A 12736-nucleotide genomic window follows, 5' to 3' on the forward strand; every position below is an offset into this window, starting at 1 on the left:
TATCAATCATATTATACAGCTAAAAATTTGGCTATATTTTTTAGATATTAACCAATATTAAAATTAGCATTGGAATCAATTACGATATAGTCCAATCTTCTAAACGTAAATTAGGAACTTTTTCAAAGTCTCTTCTGTTGCGGGTTACTAAAATTCCATCCACTGAAAGAGTAATTGCTGCGATGCGTAAATCTTGAGTACCAACGCGGATTTTTTGTCTAACTAAGTCAGCGTAAATATTTGCCGCATATTCACTGAATTTGAGTACACTAATACTACTTAAATCTTCTAATGTATCTTGCAACCTAGCATAAGCCAAAACTAATTCTTTTGATGAATTAGCTTTGTTAATAGTATTCATTCTTCCCCTGATTTGTTCAGTTGCAGTAACAATAGTTATCACAACATCTGGAGGATTAAAGGTATTTAATCGCCTTATAATAGATGGCTCACCTCTTTGCAGCAAAGATAAGTGATCTGTATCTAGTATTCGTAAATTATTCACATCTATATTGACCTTTGTTCATGGTTATGATCTAGTTCACGTCGATATTCTTGTATGTATTCCAGCATTTGCTCAAATTGCGGATCATCTTTATATTTACCAGCTATCTTCAACCAAGGATTATTTTTTTTGGTGGTTTCAATTTCTAAAGTTACAATCTTGGCAGCTTCTAAGCGATGTTGCAAACTTTGACTGAGTTTTTCTATGGCTTCTGTTTCTGTGCTACCAAAACCTTGACAATCTGGTAAACCGATTAATGTTGCTCTGACTTGACCATCTGCTTGGTTTTCAATTAAAACATCATAAGTTAACTTGTCTGAAGTATTACTAGAAGAAGTTTTGACAGTGAAACTCATAATATTTTACGCTTTAGGTTTTATATTGTGATTATAACTTTGTAACGGAATCATAGATAAATACAGAGTTATTTACTGTTTAACTATCAATTTCATGATTTATGACCAGTCAGAGTTTGATTTGCGTTGCGAATGGGGCGCACAAGGAATTGCTCAACTTGCTCCTATTAGCGATGTGGTAGTAATAGTTGATGTGCTTTCTTTTTCTACTTGTGTAGAGGTTGCTACTAACAACGGCGCGATAATTTTTCCCTATGCTTTTGCAGATGAATCAGTTGTTGATTATGCAAATTCGATACAGGCTGAATTAGCAACTCACAGACAACAAGGGTCTATGACTAAATATTCTCTTTCGCCAGTCTCACTGATAAACATCCCATCGGGAACTCGCTTAGTCTTACCTTCGTTAAATGGTTCGACTCTGACTTTGCTGACTGGAACTACAACTACTTTGGCGGGTTGTTTGCGTAATTGTGAAGCTGTGGCGCAGTTTGCTCAAAGATATGGTAATAAAATTGCGGTGATTCCAGCAGGTGAGCGATGGAAGGAAGATGGTAGCCTCCGGCCTGCTTTCGAGGATTTGATTGGTGCTGGGGCTATTTTGAGTTATTTAGATGGCAGTTTATCACCAGAGGCTGCGATCGCTCTCCAATCTTTTCAAGCTTTGCGCCAAGATTTACTAGGTTACTTACAAAAATGCAGTTCTGGCAAAGAATTAATTGCGAAAAATTTCGTTGCTGATGTTGAACTAGCCGCAGCTTTCAACATCAGCAGTTGTGTGCCTTTATTTACTGAGAACGCTTATAGAAAACAGTCGGTTTAGGCACTCAAATACAAAAGTAATTCATTAGATAGAAATAATTGCAGATAAAATGCCAATAAAAAACGCTTATCTTAAACGTTGAGCCTCCTAAATTGAAAGTGCTGAGTGCTGAGTGCTGAGTAAAAGTGCTAGTCCCACTTTCATGCTTGGCTATGAAACTTGTTTCATGGGGACTGCCTCCTACCTTCTACTTACAAATCACATTGATGGGTTTGGCAATATTTTGCGCTATCAATTTCTGTTTGCAATTGTTGTAATTTTATGATCTGAAATGCTGAACCACCTTCAACTTCAGCCAGAATATAAGCATATTTTTTACCTCTATAATAATGGTCTCGACCGACTTTGGTGATGCGGCGAGACTGGCTAAAGTCATTAGCGATGTTATTGTTATAAATAGTTTGAATTAACTTCACTGACTTGGAATTTTTCGTAGTGAATTTGATGCTGGAGTCTCCACTCACGGTAATTCCTTCTTTAGTGACTATTCCATTCTCCGAAGGAACATCAACATAAAAATATAAATTACCTTTTGTACCTGAGTAGCCGTGTGCTTCGCTGCTATATGTGAGGCTTGGTAGTTGAGGTTTTGTTTTTGACCACTTAATAACGGCGTTGATGTTTTGTCCTGGAAGTGCATTGGCTGGTGTGATACCTAAGACAACCGCTAAAGATGACAAAGCGGCAAAGATGAAGAGGTTAAATTTATTACTATTTCTCATAAAATTTCCTGTGTACTAATGCTGAAGACTACAGCATAGCTCAGGATGCTTTCGCGGTCATTATTGCCAAAATTTAGGACTGATACCGTTTCACTTTAAGTTTGATACAAATGGGTCACAGGGGGCAGGGAGCAGAGGGCAGGGAGAAAGAATTAAAAACCAATGTATTTGTATCAGGATTTTCGTGAAATGGTATGAGGTATTGACGAAGATGAGAATTAATTTTATTTACAAGAATAAAAAAGCGATCGCTCTTATTTTCTACCAGCAAGCTAATATCTGCTTATTCTACCCAGACTCTAAAGACTAAGGTTTGTATACTTTTGTCGTCGCTAAATAAAATATGAGTAGAGACTCCAGTAAAATATTTTTGTAAAGTTTTTAACTTTCAGATACAAAACTTAGATTTTGTCTCATGTCAACAGGAGTATATATTCTTAAACTTGCTAAATCAAGGATACAGAATCTACATACTTCTTAATAAATTACCAGGAAAAACGCAAAACGTTCTAATCTAAAAGCTGACTGGGTTAATTTTACTGGCAGTTTTGAAGGCGGTACTCTGAAGGCATAAACACACAAATGTGTCAAGCCTCAAAGCGACCCAGACTTAACACATAAACGATTATGATGGGAGTTTTACAAATCCGATGAGTGTTAAGGCGAGTGGTGGAAGCTCAGTTGCGCGTCCGCAACTATATCAAACCCTAGCTGTAGCAACCATTTCCCAAGCGGAACAACAAGACCGTTTTTTGGGATCTGGAGAATTAAATGAACTGGCAAGCTATTTTGCATCAGGCGCAAAACGTCTAGAAATTGCTCAGATTCTCACAGAAAATTCTGAGATTATCGTATCTCGTGCTGCTAACCGGATATTTGTCGGTGGTTCGCCAATGGCTTTCTTAGAAAAGCCACAACAACAAGAATTGGCGATGGCTGGTGCTGCTGTTGGTGCTGGTGATGTCAGAGAAAGCATGAAACTAGGGACTGTCACCTACGTTGAAAGTCGGGGTGGCTTCTTAGAAAACTTGCGCTCTATCTTCAACACCTCTCCTAGCGGCCCAACACCACCTGGTTTTAGACCAATTAACATTGCACGTTACGGCCCAAGCAACATGGCCAAGAGCTTGCGGGACTTGTCCTGGTTCTTGCGCTATGCTACTTATGCGATCGTCGCGGGCGACCCCAACATCATTGCTGTCAACACACGGGGTCTACGGGAAATCATTGAAAATGCTTGCTCTGGTGAAGCAACTATCGTAGCTTTGCAAGAAATCAAAGCTGCATCTCTGTCTTACTTCCGCCAAGATGCTGAAGCAACAAATATTGTGGCTCAGTATATGGACGTGTTATTGACAGAGTTCAAAGCACCCACACCTTCGACCAAACTACGTCAACGTCCTTCTGGCGACCAACAAGGGTTACAACTGCCGCAAATTTACTTTAATGCCGCAGAACGTCGTCCTAAATATGTGATGAAACCTGGGTTGTCAGCTACCGAAAAAAATGAAGTAGTCAAAGCAGCATATCGGCAAATCTTTGAGCGCGATATTACCCGTGCTTATAGCTTGTCGATTTCTGATTTGGAATCCAAGGTAAAAAATGGCGACATCTCAATGAAAGAGTTTGTTCGTCGTTTGGCAAAATCTCCGCTTTACCAAAAACAGTTTTATCAGCCATTTATTAACAGCCGCGTTATTGAACTCGCTTTCCGTCACATTTTGGGACGGGGGCCAAGTAGCCGCGAAGAAGTACAAAAATACTTCTCAATTGTTTCTACCGGTGGTCTATCTAAATTAGTAGATGCTTTGGTAGATTCTGAAGAATACTCCGATTACTTTGGCGAAGAGACAGTACCTTACATTCGCGGTTTGGGTCAAGAAGCTCAAGAATGTCGCAACTGGGGGCCACAACAAGACCTGTTTAACTACAGTGCGCCTTTCCGCAAAGTACCTCAGTTCATCACCACATTCGCCGCTTACGAACAGCCATTACCAGATCAACACCCTTATGGTTCTGGTAACGACCCATTAGAAATTCAGTTTGGCGCGATTTTCCCGAAAGAAACTCGCAACCCCAGCAGCCGTCCGGCTCCATTTGGTAAAGATACAAGACGGATCTTGATTCACCAAGGGCCTGGTATCAATAACCAACTGAGCAACCCCAGAGCGCGAGGCGTAGCACCTGGTAGCCTAGGGCCAAAAGTATTCAAGTTGGATCAACTTCCTGGCACTATCGGTAAAAAAGCCGCTAAGGGTGCAAGTGTGAGATTCTCTGAAAGCTCCACACAAGCAGTAATTAGAGCAATTTACTTGCAAGTTATCGGTCGTGATGTTTACGAAGGTCAACGGCTGAAAGTCCAAGAAATTAAGCTAGAAAACGGCGATATTTCTGTACGGGAATTTGTCAGAGCTTTGGCTAAGTCTGACTTATTCCGCAGTTTGTACTGGACACCGTTGTATGTTTGTAAAGCGATCGAATACATCCACCGTCGCTTGTTGGGTCGTCCTACCTACGGTCGCCAAGAAAATAACAAATACTTCGATATTGCCTCTAAGAAAGGTTTTTACGCTGTTGTTGATGCCATCTTAGATAGCGTCGAGTACAGCGAAGCTTTTGGTGAAGATACAGTTCCTTACGAACGGTATCTAACTCCAGCTGGTGTGTCTTTGCGGCAACTGCGTGTTGGGACTATCCGCGAGGATGTGGTCGCCACCAAAGTTGACAAGCAAGAAACCCCCCGCTTTGTGGAACTGGGTGCAGTTAGCCAAAATCGCACAGAACCAGATATTCAGTTCCGGATTAATCAAGGTGTTAGCAAGCAGCGTGAACAAACAAAAGTCTTCAAGCTGGTGGCCAATACAGTTGATAAAGTTGCAGTACAAACTTTGATTAGTGCTGCTTACCGCCAAATTTTTGAGCGCGATATAGCACCTTACATTGCTCAAAATGAATTCACTGCCCTAGAAAGTAAGCTGGGTAACGGTGAAATCACTGTCAAAGAATTTATTGAAGGTTTGGGGTACTCTAACCTGTACCTGAAGGAATTCTATACACCTTATCCCAACACCAAGGTAATTGAGTTGGGAACCAAGCACTTCTTAGGACGTGCGCCTGTTGACCAAGCAGAAATCCGCAAGTATAACCAGATTTTGGCTACCAAAGGTCTGAAGGCGTTTATTGCGGCATTGTTGAACAGTGCAGAGTATGGTCAAGTATTTGGTGAAGATACAGTTCCTTACCGTCGCTTCCCAACTTTACCTGCGGCTAACTTCCCCAATACCGAGAAGCTTTACAACCAACTCACCAAGCAAAATGATGATGTGGTTGTGCCTAGCTTTAAGCCAGTCAAAGCGCGGATAGAGTCTGCCAATACACCAATTTTGGCAAAAGCGATCGCAGATTTGGCAGCCCAAGCACGGCAAATCGACAAGACCAAGCCCTTGTTTATCGAATTGGGTCGTTCTTACAACGATGGTCGCGGTCAGTCTGTCGAAGTGGGTGTGGGTACTAGCCGTCGTAAACCTGCACGGATTTTCCGGTTAACCGATGGTAGCACCCAAGCAGAAAGACAGCTAATTATCAACGCTGCTTACCGTCAGGTATTGGATGTATTTAGCGGTCAAGTGCCTGATTATTACCGTCGGAGCGAACTCGACAGCAAACTGCGGAATGGTGAAATCTCAGTGCGTGAGTTTGTCCGCGAACTCGCCAGCTCCGAAATCTATCGCAAACGCTTCTATACCCCTTATCCCAACACCAAGGTGATTGAATACCTATTCCGTCATCTGTTGGGTCGTGCACCCGCTACTCAAGGCGAAATCCGTCAATATAACAAACTATTGGCTGATAGTGGTTTGAGAGCAGCTGTAGAAGCAATTATAGATAGCCCAGAATACGCTCGTTACTTCGGTGAAGATGTGGTTCCATACCCACGCTTCCCATCCCTACCTGCTGGTAACTACCTCGGTAGTGTGCAAGCAGCTGCTGACCTAGTGAAACAATCTTGGTCTAGCCTGTCTCCGGCGGTATTAACTGGTCGTCCAGGCGATCGCTAATACTTAGTTCATACTCAAAGGTCTATAGTCAAGAGTGTCAACCTCTTGACTATTACCTGCTGACTAATAATACTTTACATTGCGTAACATTCCTCTCAGACTCCGGTTTAAAGTGTAAATCTGAAAAGGAATATTACAAAGTATTAAGAGCAGTCATAAATGCTCAACAGAATGCCGGAGAATATTTTGCGGAAGGTAGCGAAGTTTTACAGCTCGTGTAGTTGAAATTAACACTAGCAAACTCGTAAAGTATTAACTACAGCAGCTACTCAACTGTTGTATCTAAAAAACAACGAGAAAACGTAGCTACCATTCGACCGAAATTAAAATCGCACCAGTTTCATATCCTGGTTTCATTAGTACTGGAGGAATCCATTAATGAGTATCGTCACGAAGTCCATCGTGAATGCTGATGCAGAAGCTCGCTACCTCAGCCCTGGCGAATTAGATCGTATTAAAGCTTTTGTTGCTGGTGGCGCACAACGCCTCCGCATCGCTCAAGTTTTGACCGACAACCGTGAGCGTCTAGTTAAGCAAGCTGGTGACAGCCTGTTCCAAAAGCGTCCTGACGTTGTATCTCCTGGTGGTAACGCTTACGGTCAAGAACTGACAGCTACCTGCTTACGCGACCTAGACTACTACCTCCGCCTCATCACCTACGGAATCGTTGCTGGTGACGTTACACCCATCGAAGAAATCGGTATCATTGGCGTTCGGGAAATGTACAAGTCTTTAGGTACTCCTATTGATGCGGTTTCCGCTGGTGTTGCTGCACTGAAAAATGCTGCTTCTACCCTGTTGTCAGCTGAAGATGCTGCTGAAGCTGGCGCTTACTTTGACTACGTAGTAGGTTCATTGGCGTAGGGTAACGCTTTTTCCCTGCTGATACAAACTGTTGCAATACGGTTGAAAATAAGGAATTAACAAAATGGCTCAAGACGCAATTACCGCTGTCATTAACTCTGCGGACGTTCAAGGTAAGTACCTCGATACAGCTGCTTTAGAAAAACTAAAAGCCTACTTCGCAACTGGCGAACTGCGCGTTCGTGCAGCTACCACCATCAGCGCAAACGCAGCTGCGATCGTTAAAGAAGCTGTTGCTAAATCTCTGTTGTACTCTGATATCACCCGTCCCGGTGGTAACATGTACACCACCCGTCGTTACGCTGCTTGTATCCGTGACTTGGATTACTACTTGCGTTATGCTACCTACGCTATGCTAGCTGGCGATCCTTCCATCCTCGATGAGCGCGTACTCAACGGTTTGAAAGAAACCTACAACTCCTTGGGTGTACCCGTAGGTGCTACTGTACAAGCTATCCAAGCTATCAAAGAAGTAGCTGCTAGCTTAGTAGGCCCCGACGCTGGTAAAGAACTCGGTGTTTACTTAGACTATATCTCCTCTGGCTTGAGCTAAGAGCTAGTTGGCATCTAAGTCATTAGGTGCAGCTTTATTAAGGTCTGGAAATCAACCGTGAGTGCTAGAACGTCTTGTCGCTTATCTTAAATTGCATAAATCACGATGAGTGTTAGTGGTCTAGTATTGATGTTTGATTTCCAGCCTTGGAGAGATTAAATAAAGATTTGCCCAAAAAAATACTCCCGCTTCACTTTGAAATAAAAAAGTTTTCACACTCACCACAGGAGATTGATCACATGGCGCGGTTGTTTAAAATCACTGCTTGCGTTCCAAGCCAAACCCGCATTCGTACTCAACGCGAACTACAAAATACCTATTTTACGAAATTGGTTCCCTACGATAACTGGTTCCGCGAACAGCAACGGATTCAAAAAATGGGTGGCAAAATCGTTAAAGTGGAACTGGCAACTGGCAAGCAAGGCACCAACACTGGCCTGTCATAATTCATATATACAAATTGAAATTTATTGTAGGGAGTTCCCAAGAGGTCAAAAGCGGCCTCTTTTTTTGTCGTCTAGCATCAGAAATTAATATTTCTTTGTCATCTTGTAACACATTTGCCTGAGCAGGAATTATAATAGGAAGATATCGAACATGGGTCCGTAACGGTTTCGACAGGTTGGCGAACGCTACTCTGTGACTCAGGTCGAGAGTGAGTCTGCTCTCGTAAATCAAAGGCTCAAAAAAAAGTAAATGCGAATAACATCGTAAAATTTGCTCGTAAGGAAGCCCTAGTAGCTGCCTAACAGCCTCTTATAGGTTCGAGCGTCTCTGGTTTGACTCCGTTAAGGACTAGAGACCAACCCCAACGGATGCTCTAGCAAGTATTCTCTGGTTGACTTGCTAGCTAAGACTTAATCAGAGCATCCTACGTTCGGGATAATGAACGATTCCCGCCTTGAGGGTCAGAAAGGCTAAACCTGTGAATGAGCGGGGGGTCAATACCCAATTTGGACAGCAGTTCGACTCTGCTCGGATCCACTCAATACAACCAATAAATCCACCAAACAGTTGTTTAGGTGGATTTTGTTTTGCAGTAGAGAATCGGAAAAAAGGGCATTTCCCAAGAATACGTATGAAAACGAAAAATCAAGGGTTTGGATAAGGGGGCGGGTGTATGTATCCAAAACCCATTAACCCTGCCTCCACAGACAATCTTTGTGTGTAAGTCCTATTTCCCTTTCCTCTTTGATAAGAGATGATTCACTTGATGAAAATTTTAACTAACTGAAATTGACGAAGGTAATTTCAAAACACTGGTAACAACATCAATTAAATTATCGGGGTCAACAGGTTTGGTTAAATACTGTTGAAAACCTGCTGCTAAAATTTTTAAGCGGTCTTCTTCGCGTGAATAAGCAGTCAAAGCGATCGCCGGAATAGAACCGCCATATTCTGGTGGTAAGGCCCGGACTTTGTGAATTAAATTGTAGCTATCTTGCTCTGGTATGCCGATGTCGCTAATTAAGAAATCTGGCTTAGTTTGTTCGAGTATTGCCAAAGCTGTATCCACTGATGCGACTGCTGTCACAATTGCCCCATACTCTTCAAACATGAATGCCAAAAAATTGCGAGTATCAGTTTCATCATCTACAATCAGGACTTTTAATCCGGCTAGGGGTCTATTGGCTGTGCAATAAAGAGGATTTTCGCTTTTACTGTTAGTGCTATTATTTGGCATCAAAGGAAATCTCACAGTAAAAGTAGCTCCTTGACCTGCTCCGGGGCTTTCTGCAAGAATTTGACCTCCGTGAAGTTCTACTAAATGTCTCACGATCGCTAATCCCAATCCTAATCCATTATGCGATCGCGTTGTCGTGCTATCTGCCTGGCGAAAACGTTCAAAGACTTTGGGTAAAAAATCTGGCTCAATGCCAATTCCTGTATCAATCACTTGAATTTGCACATAGGAAGAGGTAAAGAAGCGAATAGGAGCTAAACCAGCCGAAAGTGTAATTTCGCCGCAGGGAAGTAACTCGCAATTTTCTTGATTACTTAGGTGTACAGTTTCTAAATGAACTTCTACATTACCGTCTTTGGGTGTAAACTTAATCGCATTAGTCAGTAAATTCCAGATTACTTGCTGTAAACGGGCAGGATCGCCGCAAACTGAATTCACTGAAGAATCGAGAATGGCATTGATGTGAATACTTTTGGCTTCGGCTAAAGGACGTACTGCTTCTAAGGCTGCTTCTGTCACCGTAATTAAATTCACCGCACACAAATTCAGTTGTAGCTGACCGCGAATAATTCGTGAGACATCTAAAATATCTTCAATTAGTTGTACTTGCGAAGTCGCATTGCGTTCAATGGCTTCTAAGGCCTTGGCTGTAGCTTTATCGTCAAGTTTTTTAGAACGTAGGATTTTTGACCAACCCAACATCGAAGTTAAAGGTGTGCGCAGTTCGTGAGAAAGCACGGCTAAAAATTCATCTTTCATCCGATTTGCAGCTTCGGCTTCGTGTCTTGCGGTTTGTTCTCGAATGATTTGAGCGCGTACTTCTTCCGCTTGCTTACGTTCTGTAATATCTTCTAAAGTCCCTACATATCCTAATAATTTGCCTTGAGCCGAAAGCATTCTCGATGAGCGCACTTGTACCCAACGGGTTTCTCCCTTGGCAGTTAAAAAACGAAAATCTTCCAAATATTCTGGGCTACCTTGATCAATATAACTAGACCAATGGGCGATCGCGCGTTCTTGTTCTTCGGGATGGACAAATTCTAGCCAGATTTTTGTCAAACTCTCTGAGGCACTCACACCACAAATTGCTTGATAGTGGGGATTAGTATACTTACATTGACCTGTAGTATCGATTTCAAAAATACCGACAGGAGAGCAGGTACTTAAAGAACGAAAACGCTCTTCACTTTGACGCAATTCTGCGTTTACAGATGCCAGTTGAATTGCTTGTGCTTTGATTGCTTGAGTCTTCTTAAATAGTTCAACAAATACTGTAACTTTTGATAGCAGAATATTCGTATCTATAGGTTTAAGCAAATAATCAACTGCACCCAAAGCATAACCTTTGAATAGCATTTGATCGCTAGTACTAAAGGCTGTCAAAAAGATAATTGGAGTTTGACGCGATCGCTCTCTCGAACGGATGAGGTTAGCAGTTTCAAAACCATCCATTCCTGGCATTTGTACATCCAGCAAAATTACAGCAAAATCTTGATGCAGCAGACACCGCAAAGCTTCGGCCCCAGACGTTGCTTTGACTAAATTTTCTCCTAGTCTTTCTAAGATTGCCTCTAATGCCAACAAATTTTCAACTTTGTCATCTACCAAAAGGATGTTGACTTTGGGTTCAGGCTGCATGAGTTTTTCGCACTATATTTCGGTTAAATTTTTAGGTTCAATCTTTTCAAAGGAGATTGCTGGAATTATTATGACACGACAAAGTTTGCCTCAACTTGTGAGGTTGTCAATCGGCATTTGTGATGAGTTATTAATGAATAATCAAATAGTCATAACCAATTCAAAACCCAATGAAGCCGTTGAGTTTAGCGTTGCAAACTACGCGGGTCAAGCGCATCGCGTAAACCATCACCAAGTAAATTAAAAGCTAAGACTGTGAGAATAATCAATACGGCTGGCGGCCAGATTAACCAAGGTTGTAGCACTAAAATCGAAGCATTGCTGGCCAGAGAAAGCATATTGCCCCATGAAGGATCTGGCTGTTGAATTCCTAACCCAATTAAACTTAATACAGCTTCTGAACCGATAAAACTCGGAACTGCCAAAGTTGCGGAAATAATTACGTATGTGGCTGTTTGAGGCAAAACATGACGGAGAATGATGTAGAGTGGTTTGCCTCCCATTGCTCTAGCCGCTTGGACAAATTCTCGCTCTTTAATTGAGAGTACCTGTCCGCGAATAACCCTGGCTAAACTTGCCCAACTAATTATCGAAGTAATGACGACAATCAACAAAAATCGCTGAGTACTACTTAAACCAGGTGGTAAGACTGCTCCCAATGTCACCAACAGATAAATACTTGGGAAAGTCATTAAAACTTCGGCTAGTCGCATGATGAAACTATCTAACCAACCACCAAAATAGCCAGAAATTCCACCTAACAGCAAGCCAAACGGAAAGGTAAAAATTACGCCGATAATTCCGATAAACAAACTAATGCGGCCACCATGCAGTAAGCGACTAAATTGGTCGCGTCCTTGGTCATCAGTACCGAGAATGTTGAATTTCGCCTCGTTATCTGCGCCGAACAAATGCCACTTGAGAGGAATTCCGGGAATAACTGTGACTTCATCCCATTTAGGCGGTAGAGGTAAACTTAACTGAAATAAATTATATTCCGGGCCGTTGACAAATAAGCGCAAAGCAGAAGGCTTGTTAAAGTCTACATTTAATTGGCGATCGCCTGTTTGAATGTCAGTTTGTCCTTGAGTTGTCGGATAAATATGTGGGCCAATAAACTTGTTGGTTGACCGCGAAACTAAATAAATCCGAGTTGGTGGTAGCAGTGAACCATTTGCCTGTGAAGCATAAGGGTCATAAGGAGCAACAAAATCCGCTGCAATCACTGTTAAATAGAAAATTAACAGCAAAATCGCTCCAAATCGTGCCAAAGGATTTTTCTGGAGTCTTTGCCACCAATTCATAGTTTTAGTCAAGAGTCAAGGGTCAATAGTCAATAGTCAATGGTTAAGAGTTAATAGTCAAGAGTTAAATATCAAAGTTCATGACTTTCAACCTTTAACCAAGGGGGAAATAGGGAAGAGGTAACAGGTAAAGCTTGAAAGAATCAGACCCAAATCTTGCAGCTAAATTTTTTTCTGACAAAATATCAAAGAAATTTTACTCTACTTTTCCCCATTCCCCGTTAATGTG

10 protein-coding genes and 1 other RNA gene are annotated in these 12736 nt (G+C 41.9%); 6 read left to right on the forward strand and 5 right to left on the reverse strand.

Annotated features, from left to right (window positions below):
- Positions 1-79: 79 nt before the first annotated feature.
- Both H6G69_RS09425 and H6G69_RS09430 read right to left on the reverse strand, forming a co-directional pair.
- Positions 80-505 carry a type II toxin-antitoxin system VapC family toxin gene (locus tag H6G69_RS09425; protein ID WP_190685035.1) on the reverse strand — a complete coding sequence of 142 codons (426 nt, stop codon included), beginning with the start codon at positions 503-505 and terminating at the stop codon, positions 80-82.
- Positions 506-507: 2 nt separating this feature from the next.
- Complete coding sequence (locus tag H6G69_RS09430) at positions 508-861, reverse strand: type II toxin-antitoxin system HicB family antitoxin (RefSeq protein ID WP_190685038.1); 354 nt, start codon at positions 859-861, stop codon at positions 508-510.
- A 94-nt stretch (positions 862-955) separates the two neighbouring features.
- Between H6G69_RS09430 and H6G69_RS09435 the strand changes: the two genes are divergently transcribed.
- Complete coding sequence (locus H6G69_RS09435) at positions 956-1684, forward strand: 2-phosphosulfolactate phosphatase (RefSeq protein WP_190685041.1); 729 nt, start codon at positions 956-958, stop codon at positions 1682-1684.
- Between the two features lie 191 nt (positions 1685-1875).
- Here the strand turns inward: H6G69_RS09435 and H6G69_RS09440 are convergent, their stop codons facing one another.
- Positions 1876-2406, reverse strand: coding sequence for a hypothetical protein (locus H6G69_RS09440; protein WP_190685044.1), 531 nt, complete (start codon positions 2404-2406; stop codon positions 1876-1878).
- 650 nt (positions 2407-3056) lie between these two features.
- On the opposite strand from H6G69_RS09440, the gene H6G69_RS09445 reads away from it, so the two are divergent.
- The 5 genes from H6G69_RS09445 (at position 3057) to ssrA (ending at position 8868) form a co-directional block, all read left to right on the forward strand.
- Entirely contained in the window at positions 3057-6464 is a 3408-nt protein-coding gene (locus tag H6G69_RS09445) for a phycobilisome rod-core linker polypeptide (RefSeq protein WP_190685047.1), read from the forward strand.
- 378 nt (positions 6465-6842) lie between these two features.
- Positions 6843-7328: an allophycocyanin subunit alpha gene (gene apcA, locus H6G69_RS09450; RefSeq protein WP_190685050.1), complete on the forward strand. Its 486-nt coding sequence runs from the start codon at positions 6843-6845 to the stop codon at positions 7326-7328.
- Positions 7329-7392: 64 nt separating this feature from the next.
- Entirely contained in the window at positions 7393-7881 is a 489-nt protein-coding gene (gene apcB / locus H6G69_RS09455; protein ID WP_190685053.1) for an allophycocyanin subunit beta, read from the forward strand.
- A gap of 239 nt (positions 7882-8120) precedes the next feature.
- The gene (locus H6G69_RS09460; RefSeq protein ID WP_190685056.1) at positions 8121-8327 is read left to right on the forward strand and encodes a phycobilisome linker polypeptide; all 207 of its coding nucleotides are present in this window, start codon (positions 8121-8123) and stop codon (positions 8325-8327) included.
- Between the two features lie 153 nt (positions 8328-8480).
- Positions 8481-8868: a transfer-messenger RNA gene (gene ssrA / locus H6G69_RS09465) on the forward strand.
- A 235-nt stretch (positions 8869-9103) separates the two neighbouring features.
- Here ssrA and H6G69_RS09470 read toward each other — a convergent pair.
- Complete coding sequence (locus tag H6G69_RS09470) at positions 9104-11203, reverse strand: response regulator (RefSeq protein ID WP_190685058.1); 2100 nt, start codon at positions 11201-11203, stop codon at positions 9104-9106.
- A gap of 185 nt (positions 11204-11388) precedes the next feature.
- Entirely contained in the window at positions 11389-12507 is a 1119-nt protein-coding gene (locus H6G69_RS09475) for an ABC transporter permease (protein ID WP_190685061.1), read from the reverse strand.
- Between the last annotated feature and the right edge of the window lie 229 nt (positions 12508-12736).

It is taken from the genome of Nostoc sp. FACHB-110, assembly GCF_014697425.1.
In the GTDB taxonomy this organism is placed as follows: Bacteria; Cyanobacteriota; Cyanobacteriia; order Cyanobacteriales; family Nostocaceae; genus Nostoc_B.